We start from the raw sequence: 18,025 nt of genomic DNA on the forward strand, positions 1-18,025 counted from the left end.
GTCAGACCGCGTCCGACAGGGAGGTGAAGGTGAAGTCGCGCAGACGCATCGGCGGGATCATCATCCGGAACGAGGACTCGTCGCCGGCCACGCGCACCGGCCGCCCCAATTCGTCGATGTTGTTCAGCATGATCACCGGCGACTCGTTGAAGCGGAAGTTCTTGATCGGATACTTCAGCTCGCCGTTCTCGATATAGAAGGTGCCGTCGCGGGTCAGGCCCGTCAGCAACACCGTTTGCGGGTCCACCATGCGGATGTACCAGGTGCGCGTCACCAGGATGCCGCGCTCGGTCTCGCGCACCAGGTCCGAGGTCGACTTCGTGCCGCCGGACATGATCAGGTTGCCCGGCTGGCCCACGGCCGTCTTGCCCTGCTTCTGCGCCCAGTAGCGCGAGTAGATCAGGTTGGCGATCTTGCCGTTCTCGACGAAGGGCAGGCGGTCGCGCGGCAGGCCTTCGTCGTCCCAAGGCATGACCGGCGCCTCGTCGTGCCACGGATCGGCGAAGATGTTGACGCGCGGGTCATAGACCTGCTCGCCCAGCTTGTTGCCGCCGCCGGCCTTGGACAGGAAGCTGCGTCCTTCGTCCGCCGGGCGGGCGTCGAAGAAGTTGAACATGAAGGAGATCAGGCCGGCGGCCGCCGCCGGCTCCAGGATCACGGTGTATTTGCCGGGCTCCAACGCCTGGGCGTCGGCCGAGGCCGCCGCCTTGCGCATGGCGATCTGGATGTCGTCGCCGGCGTTGAAACGGCTAGAATCCTGAAGGTTGCGCCCGACCCAGCCCGAACCCCGGCCATCGGCGGTCCGCACCGTGCAGGTGTAGTCCATGCCCGTGGCGCGCTGATAGCCGAAGTTGCCGTTCGAATTGGCGAAGGCGACGAAGGTCTGGCCATCCAGCAGGAAGCCGGCGGCGATCAGGTTCTCGGCCCGGCACGGCGCGATGGAGGCGCGGGCGACCTCGGCGCGCTGTTCGGGGGTGATGGCCGCCGTCGCCTCGCTGAAGGTCTGGCTGGGCCGGTACTGCTGCGGACCCACGGCGGGCACGAACTCGGGGTTTTCCGGCGCCAGCTTGGCCAGGTCCTCGGCGCGACGAACCACGCGCGCCAGGGCCTCGTCGGAGAACTCGTTGATGGTGGCGACGCCGACCCGCTTTCCGAACGCCACCTGAACGGCCAGGTCGGTGTTGCTGACGACGCCGCTGGTCGAGACGTTGTTCAGGGCGAAGCGGATGTTGCCGTCGATGGAGCCGTTCAGCTGGGCCGTGCACTCGTCGGCGGTCGACAGGGCGATCACCTTGTCCAGGATCGCCTTGGCCTCGGTCTCGGTCATGATGCTCATTGTTGTGTCCCCGATCCCGATCAGCCGAGCGAACGCGCGGTGTTGATGACGTTGATGCCGTCGAAGCGCGTGGTCGACGAGCCGTGGCTGACGGCCGAGACCTGGCTGGGCTGGCCCTTGCCGTCGAAGAAGGAGCCGAACATCCGATAGTCGCTTTCGTCGCAGATGGCCGAGCAGGCGTTCCAGAACTCGGGCGTGCGCATCTGATAGGCCACGTCTTCCAGCGGCTGGGTGATGCGGCCGTTCTTGATCTCGTAGAACAGAGTCCCGCCGAACTGGGCGTTGTAGCGCTGCTGGTCGATCGAGAAGGAACCGCGGCCCAGGATGTAGATGCCGTCCTCGACATTGGCGATCATGTCGGCGGCGCTCATCTTGGTCTTGCCGGGCTGCAGCGAGACGTTGGGCATCCGCTGGAACTGCACCGTCGACCAGGAGTCGGCGTAGGAGCAGCCGTCCGAGGCGTCCTTGCCCAGGATATGAGCCTGATCGCGCGTGGTCTGATAGTCGACCAGCTTGCCGTCCTGGATCAGCGGCCAGCTCTTGGTCTGGACGCCCTCGTCGTCGTAGCCGACCGCGCCCAGGCTGCCGCGCTGGGTCTTGTCGGCCATGATGTTGACGATCTCGCTGCCGTACTGGAAGCGCGCCTCGCGCTTGTCCAGGGTGGCGAAGCTGGTGCCGGCGTAGTTCGCCTCGTAGCCCAGCACCCGATCCAGCTCCAGCGGGTGGCCCACCGACTCGTGGATGGTCAGGCCCAGGTGGTTCGGGTCCAGAACCAGGTCGTAGCGGCCCGGCTTGACCGAGGCGGCCGTCAGCTTCTCCCGCGCCTGGCGGGCGGCTGCGACCGCGTCCTCGGTCATGTCGTAGGACATGCCGTAGCTGACCACGCCGTTCGGGGCCGTGATCTTGTCGGCCGCATCGCCGTCCAGATATTCCAGACCCATGCCCATCGGCGCCGACAGCCCGTCGCGAGAGCGGAACTTGCCCGTCGTCTGGTCGATCGCCGTGACGGTGAAGGGCGCCCAGATGCGGTGGATGTCCTGGTCGATGTAGGAGCCGTCGGTGCTGGCGAAATACTTCTGCTCGTTGACCAGGAACATCATCGAGTTGACGAAGCTGGCGCCGGCGTTGGTGGCGGCGGCGTTGACGCCCAGCAGCAGATCGACCTTCTCCTGCAGCGGGGCCTCCATCGCGTTGCGACGGATCGGCGTGCGCCAGCTGACCTCGCCGACGCCGCGCGTCGGGGCCAGACGGACCGGCGCGGTCTGGTTCTTGGCGTTGGCGCGGGCGATGGCCGCGGCCAGGCGCGCGGCGTTCGCGACGGCCTCGGCGGTCATCTCGTTGGTGGCGGCGAAGCCCCAGGCCCCGTCGGCGATGACGCGGACGCCGACGCCCATGGACTCGGTGTTGACCACGTTCTGGACGTTGGCTTCGCGCGTGATGATGAACTGGCGCAGATAGCGGCCGACGCGGACGTCGCAATAGCTGGCGCCGGCGTTGGTCGCGGCGCTCAGACCGGCGTCGGCCAGGCGCTTCTTGACCGCCACGTCGACCGGTTCGACCAGTTGTTCGGCGGCGATGGCGCGCCCGACGAAGCCGGGCAGCAGGGCGCCCCCGGCCCCGATGCCGCAGGCGGCGAGAAATCGACGTCTATCCAAAGCTGGTCTCCCCCGAGAATGCGGGCCGCGCGCCGCGGCCCTTGACGACGGTGCGAGTCATCGCATCGGCGGGACACATTCACCGCCCGGCGCACCCCCGTCAAATGACGAAGCGGAAAGAATCGGGCGGCAGCCGCTTGTCGTCCGACGAAAGGGGCGGCGGAAGGCCGCCGACGTCCGTCGCCCGGCGGCGTGGACTCTTCATGCCGGCGCCGACGCTGGAACGCGCGACGCATGACATTGTCAAATGGGGAAAAACCGAGTGGCTCCGCGGGTAGGATTCGAACCTACGACCAGCCGATTAACAGTCGGCTGCTCTACCACTGAGCTACCGCGGAACATGCTCGGGAGGCGGGCCTATAGCAGCGGGGCTTCGAGTCGTGCAACGGGGAAAATGTGCAAAATCATCCGATCTCCATCACAGACCCCGACGATCCGCGCGTCGCCCCGTTTCGCGACATCAGGGAGCGGGATCTGACCGGTCGCCAGGGCCTGTTCATCGCCGAAGGGGAGGTGGTGGTGCGCGTGCTGGCGTCATCCGCCTCGCTGTGCCGTCCGCAGGCCCTGCTTGTGGCGGACAAGCGGATCGGCGCGCTAGCGGACCTGATCGCCGCGTGGCCGGACGGCGCCGCCGTCTATTGCGCCAGTCAGCCTGTGCTGGACCGGATCGCCGGCTTTCCGCTTCACCGGGGGATACTGGCGCTGGGTGAAAAGCCCGAGGGCGGCCAGCGTGCGGCGGCGATTTCGCGCGTCGCGGCCGACGATGTCTTCGTCGTGGCCGCGGGAATCGGCAATCACGACAATATGGGCGGACTGTTTCGCAACGCCGCCGCGTTCGGGGCGCGGGCGGTGCTGCTGGATGACCGCTGTTGCGATCCCTTCTACCGCAAGGCCATCCGCGTCTCGGTCGGGGCCGTGCTGCGCACGCCGATGACGACGGGCGAACCGCTGGAAGCGATCCTTGACCGGCTGCATGCGGCCGGCGTGGAAGTCCTGGCCTTCACGCCCTCGGCCAGGGAAACCTTGGCCGGCTTTCGGCGCCAGGGACCCGTCGCCGTGCTGTTGGGGACCGAAGGCCCAGGACTGCCGACGTCGGTGATCGCGCGCTGCCGGCCGGTGGGCATACCCATGAAGGGCGGCTTCGATTCATTGAATGTGGCGGCGACCAGCGCGGTGGCGCTGCACCACCTGACCAGTCCGGCGTTGTCGGGCTGAGGCAAGGGCCGAAAAGCAAAGGGCGCGACCCGACGGCCGCGCCCTTCTTGATGCTTGCGATGGAGGCCTGACCGGGAATCGAACCCGGGTGCAAGGATTTGCAGTCCTCTGCGTCACCACTCCGCCATCAGGCCGCCGAGACCCCGTGGAACGGGGGGCGGTCATCGCGAGGGGCGTTCGCTATCAGATCGGATTGTCCGCTGCAACGCACGGACCTATAAGCGCCGCAGAATTCCTCCCGGAACTAATGTCAAAGGCTGCCAAGATGGATTTCACCGCCGCGCGCAAGGCCATGGTCGATTCGCAGGTCCGCGTGAACGACGTCACCGATCGCCACATCCACGCCGCCATGCTGACCGTTCAACGCGAAGCCTTCTGCGCGCCGGACCGGGCCTTCGCCGCCTATGCCGACGGGGCGGTGGAAATCGCGGGCGAGCGCAAGCTGATGCCGGCCCGGGACGTGGCCAAGCTGCTGCAGGCGGCCGAGGCCCGCGAGGGCGAGCGGGCCCTGGCCATCGCCGCGCCTTACGCCGGCGCCGTTCTGGCGCGCATGGGGTTGAAGGTCACCGCGCAGGAAGCGGACCAGGCGGTGCTGGACATCGTCGCTCCCGCCCTGGCGGCCGAGGGCGCCGAGACGGTTCTGGCGCCGCTGGATCAGCCGGTCGGCGAGAACTGGGATCTGATCGTTTGCGAGGGCGCGGTGGTGTCCGCCCCCGAGGCGTGGGGCGCGGCCTTGCGTCCCGGCGGTCGGATGGTGGTGGTCGAGCGGCGCAGCGCCGTGGGCAAGGCCGCCCTGTATGTGAAGGGCCGCGAAGGGCTGTCGCGTCGCGAACTGTTCGATTCCGCGCCCGCCATGCTTGCGGCGCTGACGCCGGCGCCCACCTTCGCGCTCTAAGATCTGCGCCCGCGACGGGTTCGGGCCGGTCGAGCGTGAAAAAAACTTAACTGGCGTGTGGTCGGTTCAAGCCGCAGTTACGCTGGAGAACATTCGACGTCCCCGGGGGCGTCAGGCGAAGGACGAACAATGCTGAATCGCTCTCGTGCGCTGGCTTCGGCCGCTGTGGTCGCCCTGGTGGCCGGACTGGCCGCGCCGGCCTGGGCCGAGACCCTGCAGGACGCCATCGCCTTGGCCTATCAGACCAACCCCAGTCTGCTGGCCCAGCGCGCCAACCAACGCGCCCTGGACGAGACCGTCGTCCAGGCCCGTTCCGGCCTGCGCCCGACGCTGAGCGCCTCGGCGGGCGTCGACTATACGCGCAGCGATTTTCCGGCCCTCACCCAGTTCGTGGACACCAACGGCGACGGCATCCCCGACACCCAGGTGACGACATCCTCGTCTGAGACCGACGGCGCCAACGTCGGCGTCAGCCTGTCGCAGAACCTGTGGACCGGCGGCCGCACCGCCCGCGCCATCGATCAGGCCAACGCCAGCGTCCTGGCGGGCCGCGAGAACCTGCGCGACATCGAACAGCAGGTGATGCTGTCAGTGATCCAGGCCTATGTGAACGTCACCCGCGACATGGAAATCCTGCGCATCCGCCAGGAAAACCTGACCGTCCTCCAGCGCCAACTGGAAGAGACCAGCGCCCGCTTCGAGGTGGGGGAGGTGACCCGCACCGACGTCGCCCAGGCCGAAGCCTCCCTGGCCCAGTCCGAAGCCGACCTGGCCAGCGCCCAGGCCCAGCTGTCGACGACCCGCGCCGCCTACGCCGCCGTGGTGGGCCAGGCGCCGGCGGACCTGGAGGCCGCGCCGACCTTGCCCGAGATTCCGGCCGACTTCGACGTGGCGCTGGAAACGGCCCTGGCCGCCAACCCCGGCGTGCTGTCCGCCGTGTATAACCAGCAGGCCGCCGAGGCCGCCGTGGCCGCCGCGCGCGCCGAATATATGCCGTCCGTGCGCGCCACCGCCTCCTACGGGGGCTCCGCGACCGACCTGGGCAATCTGGACGAACTGGCGGACCGCCGCACCTTCTCCGCCGGGGCGACCCTGTCGGTGCCGCTGTTCACGGGCGGCCTGAACCGCTCGCGGGTGGCCCAGGCCCTGGAACAGGCCAACGCCGCCCAGATTTCGGTCGAGGGCCAGCGCCGCGCCGCCCTGCAGGACGTCAGCTCGGCCTTCGCCCAGGTGCTGTCGACCCGCTCGAACGTCGCGGCGGGCGAAGAGGCCGTCCGCGCCGCCGGCGTGGCCGCCGAGGGCGTTCGGCAGGAGGCGCAGGTGGGCCTGCGCACCACCCTGGACGTGCTGAACCAGGAAGTGACCTTGCGCTCGGCGCAGACCGCCCTGGCCAACGCCCGCGCCGCCGAATACGTCGCGCGCGCCTCGCTGCTGGCGGCGATGGGCGGGCTGGAGGGGCCGACCCTCAACCCGACCATCGAGACCTACGATCCGGCCGCCAACTTCGATCGCGTCCAGCATCGCGGCGGACTGCCGTGGGACGGCCTGGTCGAGACGCTGGATCGCGTGGCCTCTCCGCCCATCGTGTCCGCCGTGGACGCCGCCGACGCGCCCGTCGATCGTCAGCTGAAGGGCGAGGTGGTCCAGACGGCGCCTCGCGACTGAGGTCGCTTCCGGCGCCGCTTCGCCAAAACGCCCGTTGATTCCGACGGGCGTTGATGCGACGACAATCCATACGGAGTCGGAAGAACCTCATCCGGCGTCGAATCGTTCGCGGCGAGCGGCCCTGAAGCCGGGCGCGGCGAGTCTTGCCAGGCTTCGCGCAAGGGTGCCTCATGACCGACCAGTCCCCCCAGGAACCGACGATGGAGGAGATCCTGGCGTCGATCCGCCGGATCATCTCCGAGGACGAGGCGCCGGCCGACACCCCCGCCACGCCCGAAGCCGAACCCGCCGCCGCGCCGGCGCCCGAGCCGCAGCCGGACGTGCCCGCCGAGGCCGCGCCGATCGCCGCCTCCGCGCCCGAGCCGGTCGCCGAGACGGCTGCGGCGGATGACGACGTCCTGGAACTGACCGACCGCTATGAGGCGCCGGCCGAAAGCATCGGCGATCTCGACGTCTCGGAAGCGGTCGACGAGCCCGTTTACACGCCGCCGGTCGAGCAAGCGGCCGCCGCCCCGTCGCCGGCCCCGGAGCCCGCGCCCGCTCCGGCCTATGACGCCCTGGTGGGCGAAAGCGCGGCCGCCAGCGCGGCCTCGGCCTTCGCCGGCCTGCACGCCTCGTTCAAGAAGCCGGAGCCGGCGCCGTCGCCCGGGTCGAACGCCATTCCCTTCGTCAGCGGCAACACTGTCGAGGCCATGGTCGCCGAAATGCTGCGCCCGATGCTGAAGGACTGGCTGGACGCCAACCTGCCCGCCATCGTCGAGGCCGAGGTACGCAAGGAAGTCGAACGCATCGCCCGCAGCGCCGGCTAGCCCTTCGCCTCATCCGAGACTATTTCGAGGGCGGCTCCGGCGGGGCCGCCCTTTCGCATTCGATCCGCCCCGGCGCCGCGCCCCAAGAGCGACAAGACAAAGAGCCAAGATGCTTGAGAAGACCTTCGAACCCCAGGCCGCAGAACCGCGCCTCTACGCCCAGTGGGAGGAGAGCGGCCTGTTCGCGCCCCGCACCGATGGAGCGGCGGGCGCCTATTCGATCGTCATTCCGCCGCCGAACGTGACGGGCAGCCTGCACATCGGCCATGCGCTGAACAATACGCTGCAGGACATCCTGGCCCGCTATCACCGGATGAAGGGCAAGGCGGTGCTGTGGCTGCCCGGCACGGACCACGCCGGCATCGCCACCCAGATGGTGGTCGAGCGCAAGCTGGCGGCCGAGGGGAACGCCGGCCGCCGCGACATGGGCCGCGACGACTTCATCGAGAAGGTGTGGGAGTGGAAGGCCGAGTCGGGCGGGACCATCGTGCGCCAGCTGCGCCGCCTGGGCGCCAGCTGCGACTGGTCGAGAGAGCGCTTCACCCTGGACGAGGGGCTGAACGCCGCCGTGCGCAAGGTCTTCGTGCAGTTGCACAAGGAAGGCCTGATCTACCGCGACAAGCGGCTGGTGAACTGGGACCCGCATTTCCAGACCGCCATCTCGGACCTGGAGGTCGAGCAGCGCGAGGTCGACGGCGCCTATTGGCATTTCGCCTATCCGCTGGCCGACGGCGTGACCTATCAGCACCCCGTCGCCTTCGACGAGGACGGCAAGGCGACGGATTGGGAGACGCGCGACTTCATCGTCGTCGCCACGACCCGGCCGGAAACCATGCTGGGCGACACCGGCGTGGCGGTTCATCCGGACGATGAACGCTACAGGGGGCTGGTCGGCAGGTCCGTGATCCTGCCGATCACCGGACGCCGCATCCCCATCGTCGCCGACGACTACGCCGATCCGACCAAGGGTTCGGGCGCGGTGAAGATCACGCCGGCGCACGATTTCAACGACTTCGGCGTGGGCAAGCGCCACAACTTGCCTCGCATCAATATCTTGGATGAGTATGCAAGTATCGTTGATACGGCGCAGCTCAGTTACGGTGATCGGCTTGATCTTGCCAAATCGCCTGAAGATGCGGCTTGGATGCAGACGGATTGGAACGAGGAGGATGCCCTCCTCGCCATTCCCCAAGAACTTCAAGGCCTCGACCGCTTCGCCGCGCGCAAGGCCATCGTCGCCCGCGCCGAGGAAGAAGGCTGGCTGCGCGAGATCGAAAAGACCCGGCACATGGTCCCGCACGGCGATCGCTCGGGCGTGGTCATCGAGCCGTGGCTGACGGACCAGTGGTACGTCGACGCCCACGCCCTGGCCCAGCCGGCGCTGAAGGCGGTGGAACAGGGCGACACAGTGTTCGAGCCGAAGTCCTACGAGAAAATCTATTTCGAATGGCTGCGTAACATCGAGCCGTGGTGCATCTCGCGCCAGCTGTGGTGGGGCCACCGTATTCCGGCCTGGTACGGCCCGAACGGCGAGATCTATGCCGCCGAGACTGAAGACGACGCCCGCGAACAGGCGATGGCGGACTATGATTCCGAAGTCGCCCTGACCCAGGACGAGGACGTCCTGGACACCTGGTTCTCCTCGGCCCTGTGGCCCTTCTCGACCATGGGCTGGCCGGAAAAGACCGAGGATCTGGAACGCTTCTATCCGACCAGCGACCTGGTCACGGCGGCGGACATCATCTTCTTCTGGGTCGCCCGGATGATGATGATGGGCCTGCACTTCATGGACGAGGTCCCGTTCAAGCGGGTCATCATCAACGGACTGGTCCGCGACGAGAAGGGCCAGAAGATGTCGAAATCCAAGGGGAACGTCATCGACCCCCTGGGCATCATCGACGAACTGGGCGCCGACCCCTTGCGCTTCACCATGGCCATCCTTTCGGGAACGCGCGACATCAAGCTGTCGAAGCAGCGGATCGAGGGCTATCGCAACTTCGGCACTAAGCTGTGGAACGCCGCCCGCTTTAGCCAGATGAATGAGGCGCGCCGCGTCGAGGGCTTCGATCCCGCCCCCGTCGAACAGACCATCAACCGCTGGATCAGGGGCGAACTGACCAAGGCCGAGCGCGCCGTATCCGACGCCATCGAGGGCGGCCGGTTCGACGATGCGGCGGGCGCGCTTTATCGCTTCATCTGGAACGTGTTCTGCGACTGGTACCTGGAACTGGCCAAGCCGGTGTTCAACGGTTCGGACGAGGCCGCCAAGGCCGAAACCCGCGCCATGACCGCCTGGACCCTGGACCAGATCCTGAAGCTGTTGCATCCGGTCATGCCCTACATCACCGAGGAGCTGTGGGCCGAACTGGGCAAGGAGGGGCCGGCGCGCGAGACCCTGCTGATCGGCGCGCAATGGCCCGATCTGCCGGACCGCTTCGTCGACGCCGCCGCCGAGGCCGAGATCGGCTGGCTGGTCGACCTGGTCACCGAGATCCGCGGCCTGCGCGGCGAGATGAACGTGCCGCCGTCCGCAAAGCCCCCGCTGACCTTCGTCGCGCCGGATGGGGCGACCGAAGCCCGGATCGCGCGCCACCGCGACCTGATCCTGACCCTGGCGCGCGTCTCGGACATCGCGACCGCCGAGGCGGCGCCGGAGGGGGCGGTTACCTTCGTCTCGGGCGGCGCCACGGCGGCCCTGTCGTTGGCGGGCATCATCGACCTGGCGGCCGAGAAGACGCGGCTGGAAAAAGAGATCGCCGCCTTCGACAGCGACATCGGCCACGTGAACAAGAAGCTGGGCAATCCCAACTTCGTCGCCCGCGCCGCGCCCGAGGTGGTGGACGAGCAGCGCGAGAAGCTGGCCGCCGCCGAGGTCGGCAAGGCCAAGCTCCAGGCCGCCCTGGCGCGGTTGAGCGAGATCGGATGATTTCCGTTCCGCCCATCCCCGCGAAAGCGGGGACCCCGCGCCTTGGGCGCTCCGTCGTGCGGCGGGTCGCGCCGCGCCCGATCCGAGGCGCGGATCGGATGAAAGAACGGGGTCCCGGCTTTCGCGGGGATGAGCGGGAGTGAAAATCCGGGTCGACCAACTCCTCGTCGCGCGGGGCCTGTTCGACACCCGCGCCCGGGCCCGCGCCGCCATCGAGGCGGGACGGGTCCGGGCTGACGGCCGCACGGTGGCCAAGCCGTCCGAACTGGTCGCGGAAGACGCCCTGCTGGAGGCCGAAGCCGCTCACCGCTGGGTCGGACGCGGCGCGCTGAAGCTGGATCACGCCCTGACCTTGTGGCCCGTCGAGGCGGCGGGCCGGACGGTGCTGGACATCGGCGCCTCGACCGGCGGCTTCACCGAGGTCTGTCTGGACCGGGGCGCGGCGCGCGTCTTCGCCGTGGATGTGGGATTCGCCCAGATGCACCCCAGCGTGGCCGCCGACCCGCGCGTCGTGAACCTGGAGCGAACCGACGCCCGCGATCTGACGCCCGCCGTGATCCCGGACGCGCCGTCCCTGATCGTGTGCGACGCCAGCTTCATCAGCCTGGCCAAGGTGCTGCCCGCCGCCCTGGCCCTGGCGGCGCCCGGCGCGGATCTGGTCACCCTGATCAAGCCGCAGTTCGAGGCGGATGGACCCAAGGCCATCGGCAAGAAGGGCGTGGTCAAGGATCCCGAGGCCCGCGCCGCCGCGGTCCGGCGTGTCAGCGATTGGCTGGAGGGCGCCGGCTGGAGGGTTCAGGGCGTGACCGAAAGCCCGATCGCCGGCGGCGACGGCAACGTCGAGTTTCTGCTGTGGGCGCGTCGCGCCTCGGGCTGACCCTTCCCGCAAAGAGAAACCGCCGGGGGATTGCTCCCTCGGCGGCTCCCGTCACGACACCGATCGACAGGGGGGCTGAAAAAGAACCGGTGGCGCGATCTCTGTTCCCTCAATATCCGTAGGAATAGCTGTAGGTATAGACCGGCGGATAATAGGGGTTGTTGCGGGGCGGGTAGTAGCCGACCGTGGGGCGATAGCTGTAGCCGTAGCTGTAGGTAGGCTGGCTATAGACATAGCTGCTGGAATAGCCGTAGCTGTAGCCCTGCGGCCGATAGTATCCGCCCTGATTGTAGTAGCCGCCGTCATAATACCGATCGCGGCGATCGTACCGCTCGTCTCGGTAATCGCGGTAATAGTCGTCGCGATAGCGGTCGTCGTAGCGGCGATCATAGCGATCCGCATAACGGTCGTCGTAGCGGCGGTCGTCGTAGCGGTCGTCACGGACGTAACCGCGGCAATAGTCGTTGCCGCTGGAGCGACCCGCCGCGCCGCCGACGACGGCGCCGAGCACGCCGCCCAGGATGCTGCCTTCGGTGCGGCGACCGCGCGCGGCCAGCTGAGACCCCGCCACTGCGCCCGCGGCGCCGCCGATCAGGGCGCCGGCGCCGGTGCGGCCGTCGCGATACTGCTCGCAGCGCGGATCATAACCGGGGCGGTCGTAGTAATACCCCTGGGCCGAGGCGACGGCGGGGACGAGGGCCGCGGCCCCGACCGCCAGGGCGGCCAGCGAGACGCGGGCGAAAAGACGTTTGGACATGGCGGGGCTCCTGAACCTGTTTAGCCAACGGCGTAACGTTAACGACGCCGCGTCCGTTTCATAGGTTTAACGCCTGTGAGGTGAACGGCCGTTGAGCGCGCCGTTCATCTTCGTTCATCTTCGCCCCTGGCCGCTTGAGCGGAAGGCGCGCGGGCGGCTAGAAGCGGCCAATGCAGACCTTGAGGATCGACCGCATGGGCGGGCAGGGCGACGGGATCGCCGACACGCCGTCCGGTCCGGTCTTCGCGCCGCTGACCCTGCCGGGCGAGACGGTGCGCGCGCAGGTGGTCGAAGGGCGCGCCGAGGCCGTGGAGATCGTCGAGGCCAGCCCGGACCGGATCGCCGCGGTTTCGCCGCAGTACGGCGATTGCGGCGGATGTTCTCTGCAGCATTGGGCGAACCGGCCTTATCTGGCGTGGAAGCGCGAGCAGGTGCGGCAGGCCCTGGCGCGCGAGCGGATCGAGACCGAGATCGAGCCGACCGTGGCGGTTCCGGCGGGAAGCCGCCGGCGGCTGGCGTTGCACGCCCGACGCGGCCCCGATGGACGGGCGATGCTGGGGTTCAAGGCGCGACGGTCGTGGCGACTGGTCGAGGTGCGGGAATGCCCCGTCGCCGATCCGCGCATCATGCGGGCGATCCCGGCGCTGGCCGAGTTGGCCGAGCCGCTGCTGGAGCATCCCAAGTCGGCCCCGACGCTGCACGTGACGTGGACGCTGACCGGGCTGGACGTCGACGTCACGGGCGTGGAGCGCCGTTTCGGCGGTCTGTCGCGCGACGCTCAGATGAAGGCGATCGCGGCGGCGGGGCGCGCCGACCTGGCGCGGCTGAGCCTGGCGGGCGAGACGCTGGTCATGGCGCGCCAGCCGCAGGTCGCGTTCGGCCCGGCCACCGTGCCCCTGCCGGCCGGCGGCTTCCTTCAGGCCGTGCCGGACGCCGAGGCGGCCATGGTGTCGCGAGCGGTCGATGCGGTGCGCGGCGCCAGGAAGATCGCCGATCTGTTCTGCGGGGCGGGAACCTTCACCTTTCCGCTGGCGACCGTCGCGCCGGTGATCGCGGCCGATGCGTCCAAGGCGGGGATCGAGGCGCTGAAGGCTGGCGTGAGGTCGGCCAAGGGCCTGAAGGCGATCACGGCCGAGGCGCGCGACCTGTTCCGCCGGCCCCTGACCCCGTTCGACCTGAAGGGCTGCGACGCCGTCGTCTTCGATCCGCCCCGCGCCGGGGCCGTGGAGCAGACGGCCCAGATCGCCGGGACCAAGGCGGCGGTGGTCGTGGGGGTGTCGTGCAATCCGCAGACCTTCGCTCGCGATGCTCGGGTGTTGATCGACGCCGGTTTCAGACTGGAGCGCGCGACCCCGGTCGATCAGTTCCTGTGGTCGGCGCATGTCGAACTGGTCGGGATATTCAGGCGGTAGGGACGATGCAGGGCGACGCTTTCGACGAGGACAGCGGCGGGTTCGACGCCGAGGACTGGACGCGGCTGACGCCGTTCACGGGCGCGATCGCCACGCTGGACGACGTGCAGGCGCGCCGTGCGGTGTTCGCCCTGGCCGACACCGATGATCCGCGCCCGATCGCGATGGACCTGCCGCAACCGGTGATCTGGTGGGACGAAGACGGCGAACAGGCGGCCGTGGCGGTTCAGGCCGAGAGCCACCTGAACGCCGAAGGCGAGGCGATGGAGGTGCTGGGCCTGATCCTGCCTGACGGCGGCGGGGCGGTGGCGCTGATGGACGACGTGGACCTTGTGGACGCCAGCGATCCGACCTGGCGCGACCTGGTGACGAACGCGATCGATCCCGGCGCGCTGGACGACTAGGGCAGGGCGGCCGCGACCCGGGCCTGGAAGTCGGGCTGGTCGCCAATGTCGTGGTGATCGGCGTTGGGGAAGACCAGCCGCTCCACCGCCACGCTCCGCGCCTCCAGCCCGCGCGCCAGGGCGCGGCTGAGGCTGGGCGGCAGGGTCTTGTCGCGCCCGGCTTCCAGCACCACCACCTTGCCGGGGTAGCCGTCGAGCGCGGCGGGCACGTCGATGGCCGCAAGCGCCGGGGCCAGGCGCACGCGGACGAAAGCCCGTTTCCAACCCAGCATGTCGTCCACCGCCGCCCGCGCCGAGGGCGTGGTCGCCTCCAGCACCAGGGCGTCGGCGTTCATCGCCCGCGCCGCCTGCGCGCAGACGGGCCCGCCCAACGAATGGCCCCAGGCGATCACGCGGCGGCCTTCGGCGTCGGCCTGGCGTCGGGCCAGCGCTGCGACCGCCTCTCCCGCCGCGTGGAAGCCGGCGTAGTCGGCGGTTCCCGACGTGTCGCCATAGCCGGGATAGTCGAACATCAGCACGTCGCCGAACAGCGTCAGCTTCCGGGCCGCGTTTCCGCCATAGACCGCGCGGCGGAACAGGTTGCCGCCGCAGAACAAAATCAGCGGCGCGTCCGCCCGGCCGGTGCGCACGCGGGTGACGCCGACCGTTCCGCCGGGATAGGGCACGGCCACGGCCTCGGCCGATGCGGGCAGGTCGACGCCGGGCTCCAGTCGGATTTTCTCGGCGGCGACGCGGGCGTCCGGATAGAAGAAGGCGCCCTCAGGCACCTGCGCCGTCAGGCAGGCGGACAAGGGCAGGGCGGCGGCCAGGACCAGCCCGACGATCCGGAAACGCTTCGGCATGACCCTCTTCTCTCCTGCTTGCGGCGAGGCTAGCGCGATGATTGCCGGTCAGGCAACTGTCGCGGAGGGCAGGTCGAACAGGTCCATCTGCGGCCGGGCGTCGGGCGGCACGCGGAATCGGGTCTCGTCCAGCGGCCTGCGGGGCGCGTCCAGGCCGTAGCGCTTGATCGCCGCCTTGAAGCGCGTCCCGATCAATTCGGCGACCGGGCCGGTTCCCTTCATGCGTTGCGACCAGTCGGGATCGTAGTCGCGTCCGCCGCGCGTCTGGCGGACCAGGGACATGACGCGGGCGGCCCGGTCGGGCCGAGCGTCGGCCAGCCATTCGCGAAACAGGTCCTTGATCTCCAGCGGCAGGCGCAAGGTGACGTACATGGCGGTGGTCGCGCCGGCCTTGGCCGCCGCCTCCAGGACGGCCTCCAGTTCGTGGTCGTTGAGGCCCGGAATGACGGGGGCGAAGCCCACGCCGACGGGGCAACCCGCGTCGGCCAGCCGGCGGATGGCCTCCAGCCGCTTGGCCGGGGTGGAGGCGCGCGGTTCCATGGCGCGGGCCAGCTTTCGGTCCAGGGTGGTGATCGAGACGAAGGCGGAGGCCAGGCCTTCCCGTCCCATCGGCCCCAGGATGTCGGCGTCACGCGCGATCAGCACCGACTTGGTGATGATGCTGAACGGATGGTTGAACCGCTGCATCACCTCCAGGATCGAACGGGTGGAGTTCAGCGTCCGCTCGACCGGCTGATAGGGGTCGGTGTTGCCGCCTATGTGGATGCGCTTGCAGCGGTATCGGGGGGCGAGGAAGCTCTGTTCCAGCAGACCTGCCGCCTCGGGCTTGAAGAAGATCCGGCTCTCGAAATCCAGGCCCGGGGATAGGCCCATCCAGGCATGGGATGGACGGGCGTAGCAGTAGATGCAGCCATGTTCGCAGCCCTTGTAGGGGTTGATGGAGCGGTCGAAACCGATGTCCGGACTGTCGTTCCGGGCGATGATGGTGCGCGCGTGCTCGGGCGTGAGCACGGTGCGCAGCGGCTGGACTTCGGCGTCGTCGCCGGTCCAGCCGTCGTCGAAACTCTCACGCCTGTCGCTCTCGTAACGGCCGGTCGCATTCGAACGCGCGCCTCTTCCCTTCGCGGCTTCCATGACAGGGAAGATGCCACAGGATTGGAACAAAGCAAGAACATTCTTTTGCGCGCACCGGCGCGCTTTGGCCGAGCCTGACCGGGCGGAGCACCGGGCCTTGCGCTGGAGTTCTGGGTTGCGACGGCCCGCCGCTGCTTCGTAGTCCGCTTCCCCGAGGCAGGAGGATTTTCAGGGGCGGCGCAAGCGACTACATGGCGGGGATGACCACAGATGTTTCCGGCCTCAGCCAGCTGGGCGCCCAGACCGCCGCGCCGACCAGCCCCGACACCGCCGTGCTGGAGCGGGTGCCCAATCCGCACGCGGACACCCTGTATCTGGCGCGGTTCACGGCGCCGGAGTTCACCAGCCTGTGCCCGGTGACGGGCCAGCCGGACTTCGCCCACATCGTTATCGACTATGCGCCGGGCGACTGGCTGGTCGAGTCCAAGAGCCTGAAGCTGTACCTGACGGCTTTTCGCAACCACGGCGCCTTCCACGAGGACTGTACCGTGGCCATCGGCAAGCGCCTGGCCGGCCTGCTGCAGCCGAAATGGCTGCGCATCGGCGGCTATTGGTACCCGCGCGGCGGCATCCCCATCGACGTCTTCTGGCAGACTGGTCCGGCGCCGGAAGGCCTGTGGTTGCCGGATCAAGGCGTGCCGACGTATCGCGGGCGGGGGTGAAGGCGGGGCGGCCGGCGGGGTCGATGAACGCCCTCTAACCGGCGTTCGACCGCATCTTCACCGGATCGAAGCGCGCCGCGAAGGGGTCGATCTGAACATTGGCGCCTTGGGCGATGCGAAGGCCGTCCGGGGTCCGCACAAGAACCAATGTCATACGATCTTCGGAAGCAGGCAGCGCATCTCCGCCCGGCGTCGTGAAGGCGCCGACGGACCATCGCACCACGGCCACGATCACGTCCTTTCCAAGCGATCGGACGCTTTGCACCTCCTGCAATGTCAGGGGAACGCCACGAAACATCGTTCCGAGATAGGCGCGGTGAGCGGCCAAGCCTTCGGCCCTGCCTTTCCAAAACATGCCGACGATGTTCACCCACTCGGTATCCTCGGTGAACAACAGATACATCCGGTCGGCGTCGCTGGCGGCCCAGGCTGCCTGGTATTCCTGCAGAACGGCGCGGACGGCGGCGACGTCGTCGTCGGACAGGGTGGAGGCCGGGGCGGCGAGTACGGACACGAGCGGCGCTCCTGCGATTGCGGTCATCACGTTTCGACGGTTCATGGCGAGGCTCCTTGAAAGCTGGAGGAGTCTGAAGCGACACCGGGTCCCCGCACTAGGAAGGATCGGACAAGGCCTGAAACTGTGGCTGAAAGCGACTGGCTGAGACGCCCGTGAAGGCATGAGCATCCCGAAGAAGGTGAGCTTGGTCGAAATATCCGAACCGATGCGCCAACTCGGTCCAACTCGATCGGGGCTCGGCGTCCCGCGCATCCATCACCGCCTCGAAACGCACGGAACGACAGTAGAGCTTGGGAGACAGTCCCACGCGTTCGACGAACAGCCGCTGGAAATGGCGATTGGAAACACCGGCACGTTCAGCCGCCCAGCCGACGTCTGGGGCGCCACGGGCCCGGCGAAGCAGTCGCGCAGCCCGATCCATCGCGTCCGGGGATCGTGCATCGACGAGGCGACGGCGTAGCCAAGTCTCGACGGAAGAAACGCGGGCTTCGAACGAGCGGCGAGCGCGGATTAGGGCGACCAGGTCGTCGAGCGGGGGCAAATCGAGATCGATCGCCGCCGCCGCGCGGTCCGCCAAGCCGCTCATGTTCAGGCCAAACAGCCGGTGAAATCCGGAGGGTTGGAAGGCGATATGGAAGGTGGAGACCGGCCCCTGCATCCATAGGCGGGTGGTGTGTCTGGACGACGGTCCCACCAAGACCGCGTCCGGCGCGGTCGCGAAAGAGCCGCCATCGACGCTGACCCGATAGGGCTGCTCCAGATACACCTCGAGGAACTGGGCCGGGCGACCGGGCAGGGGGAAGATCACACCTGGTCCGGTTTGCTCTCCTCGGCGTTCGGAATAGCCGCGGACCACAGTGACGCAATCGATCGATGGACGTGCTCGACGTTGGACGATCATGTTCGAGGATCAAGGTGG

Annotated in this window: 16 protein-coding genes and 2 tRNA genes; 9 read left to right on the top strand and 9 right to left on the bottom strand. The window is 68.5% G+C overall.

Annotated elements, in window-relative coordinates; translation table 11 throughout:
- Position 1 precedes the first annotated feature (1 nt).
- The 3 genes from M8231_RS05665 to M8231_RS05675 all read right to left on the bottom strand — a co-directional run bounded on the left by M8231_RS05665 (position 2) and on the right by M8231_RS05675 (position 3,329).
- Positions 2-1,336: a TldD/PmbA family protein gene (locus M8231_RS05665; protein ID WP_249750841.1), complete on the bottom strand. Its 1,335-nt coding sequence runs from the start codon at positions 1,334-1,336 to the stop codon at positions 2-4.
- A gap of 20 nt (positions 1,337-1,356) precedes the next feature.
- Positions 1,357-2,991, bottom strand: coding sequence for a TldD/PmbA family protein (locus M8231_RS05670; protein ID WP_250202428.1), 1,635 nt, complete (start codon positions 2,989-2,991; stop codon positions 1,357-1,359).
- Between the two features lie 263 nt (positions 2,992-3,254).
- Positions 3,255-3,329: transfer RNA gene (locus tag M8231_RS05675), tRNA-Asn, on the bottom strand.
- 58 nt (positions 3,330-3,387) lie between these two features.
- On the opposite strand from M8231_RS05675, the gene M8231_RS05680 reads away from it, so the two are divergent.
- The gene (locus tag M8231_RS05680; RefSeq protein WP_250202429.1) at positions 3,388-4,206 is read left to right on the top strand and encodes a TrmH family RNA methyltransferase; all 819 of its coding nucleotides are present in this window, start codon (positions 3,388-3,390) and stop codon (positions 4,204-4,206) included.
- A 60-nt stretch (positions 4,207-4,266) separates the two neighbouring features.
- Here the strand turns inward: M8231_RS05680 and M8231_RS05685 are convergent.
- Positions 4,267-4,340 (bottom strand) — tRNA-Cys (locus M8231_RS05685).
- A gap of 131 nt (positions 4,341-4,471) precedes the next feature.
- Here M8231_RS05685 and M8231_RS05690 point away from each other — a divergent pair.
- The 5 genes from M8231_RS05690 to M8231_RS05710 all read left to right on the top strand — a co-directional run bounded on the left by M8231_RS05690 (position 4,472) and on the right by M8231_RS05710 (position 11,378).
- Positions 4,472-5,101 carry a protein-L-isoaspartate O-methyltransferase family protein gene (locus M8231_RS05690; RefSeq protein ID WP_250202430.1) on the top strand — a complete coding sequence of 210 codons (630 nt, stop codon included), beginning with the start codon at positions 4,472-4,474 and terminating at the stop codon, positions 5,099-5,101.
- Positions 5,102-5,230: 129 nt separating this feature from the next.
- The gene (locus M8231_RS05695) at positions 5,231-6,766 is read left to right on the top strand and encodes a TolC family outer membrane protein (protein WP_249750839.1); all 1,536 of its coding nucleotides are present in this window, start codon (positions 5,231-5,233) and stop codon (positions 6,764-6,766) included.
- Between the two features lie 170 nt (positions 6,767-6,936).
- The gene (locus tag M8231_RS05700; RefSeq protein WP_249750838.1) at positions 6,937-7,575 is read left to right on the top strand and encodes a DUF2497 domain-containing protein; all 639 of its coding nucleotides are present in this window, start codon (positions 6,937-6,939) and stop codon (positions 7,573-7,575) included.
- A 109-nt stretch (positions 7,576-7,684) separates the two neighbouring features.
- Complete coding sequence (locus M8231_RS05705) at positions 7,685-10,501, top strand: valine--tRNA ligase (RefSeq protein WP_249750837.1); 2,817 nt, start codon at positions 7,685-7,687, stop codon at positions 10,499-10,501.
- A 145-nt stretch (positions 10,502-10,646) separates the two neighbouring features.
- A complete protein-coding gene (locus M8231_RS05710) occupies positions 10,647-11,378 on the top strand; it encodes a TlyA family RNA methyltransferase (protein ID WP_249751833.1) in 732 nt (243 codons plus the stop codon).
- Positions 11,379-11,487: 109 nt separating this feature from the next.
- Here the strand turns inward: M8231_RS05710 and M8231_RS05715 are convergent, their stop codons facing one another.
- Positions 11,488-12,135, bottom strand: a complete 648-nt coding sequence (locus M8231_RS05715; RefSeq protein ID WP_249750836.1) for a glycine zipper 2TM domain-containing protein — start codon at positions 12,133-12,135, stop codon at positions 11,488-11,490.
- A gap of 170 nt (positions 12,136-12,305) precedes the next feature.
- Between M8231_RS05715 and M8231_RS05720 the strand changes: the two genes are divergently transcribed.
- Together M8231_RS05720 and M8231_RS05725 are read left to right on the top strand one after the other, a co-directional pair.
- Positions 12,306-13,547 carry a class I SAM-dependent RNA methyltransferase gene (locus M8231_RS05720; protein WP_249750835.1) on the top strand — a complete coding sequence of 414 codons (1,242 nt, stop codon included), beginning with the start codon at positions 12,306-12,308 and terminating at the stop codon, positions 13,545-13,547.
- A gap of 5 nt (positions 13,548-13,552) precedes the next feature.
- A complete protein-coding gene (locus M8231_RS05725; protein WP_249750834.1) occupies positions 13,553-13,951 on the top strand; it encodes a hypothetical protein in 399 nt (132 codons plus the stop codon).
- Here M8231_RS05725 and M8231_RS05730 read toward each other — a convergent pair.
- Together M8231_RS05730 and M8231_RS05735 are read right to left on the bottom strand one after the other, a co-directional pair.
- A complete protein-coding gene (locus tag M8231_RS05730; protein ID WP_250202431.1) occupies positions 13,948-14,793 on the bottom strand; it encodes an alpha/beta hydrolase in 846 nt (281 codons plus the stop codon). The genes M8231_RS05725 and M8231_RS05730 overlap by 4 nt on opposite strands.
- Positions 14,794-14,841: 48 nt before the next feature.
- Complete coding sequence (locus M8231_RS05735; protein WP_250202432.1) at positions 14,842-15,927, bottom strand: PA0069 family radical SAM protein; 1,086 nt, start codon at positions 15,925-15,927, stop codon at positions 14,842-14,844.
- Positions 15,928-16,127: 200 nt separating this feature from the next.
- Here M8231_RS05735 and queF point away from each other — a divergent pair, with 200 nt between their 5' ends.
- Complete coding sequence (gene queF / locus M8231_RS05740) at positions 16,128-16,589, top strand: preQ(1) synthase (protein WP_249750832.1); 462 nt, start codon at positions 16,128-16,130, stop codon at positions 16,587-16,589.
- Positions 16,590-16,623: 34 nt separating this feature from the next.
- Here queF and M8231_RS05745 read toward each other — a convergent pair whose 3' ends face one another.
- Positions 16,624-17,148: an SgcJ/EcaC family oxidoreductase gene (locus tag M8231_RS05745; protein WP_249750831.1), complete on the bottom strand. Its 525-nt coding sequence runs from the start codon at positions 17,146-17,148 to the stop codon at positions 16,624-16,626.
- Positions 17,149-17,200: 52 nt separating this feature from the next.
- Complete coding sequence (locus M8231_RS05750; protein WP_250202433.1) at positions 17,201-18,007, bottom strand: helix-turn-helix domain-containing protein; 807 nt, start codon at positions 18,005-18,007, stop codon at positions 17,201-17,203.
- Between the last annotated feature and the right edge of the window lie 18 nt (positions 18,008-18,025).

Source organism: Brevundimonas albigilva (genome assembly GCF_023573565.1).
Taxonomy (GTDB): domain Bacteria; phylum Pseudomonadota; class Alphaproteobacteria; order Caulobacterales; family Caulobacteraceae; genus Brevundimonas; species Brevundimonas albigilva.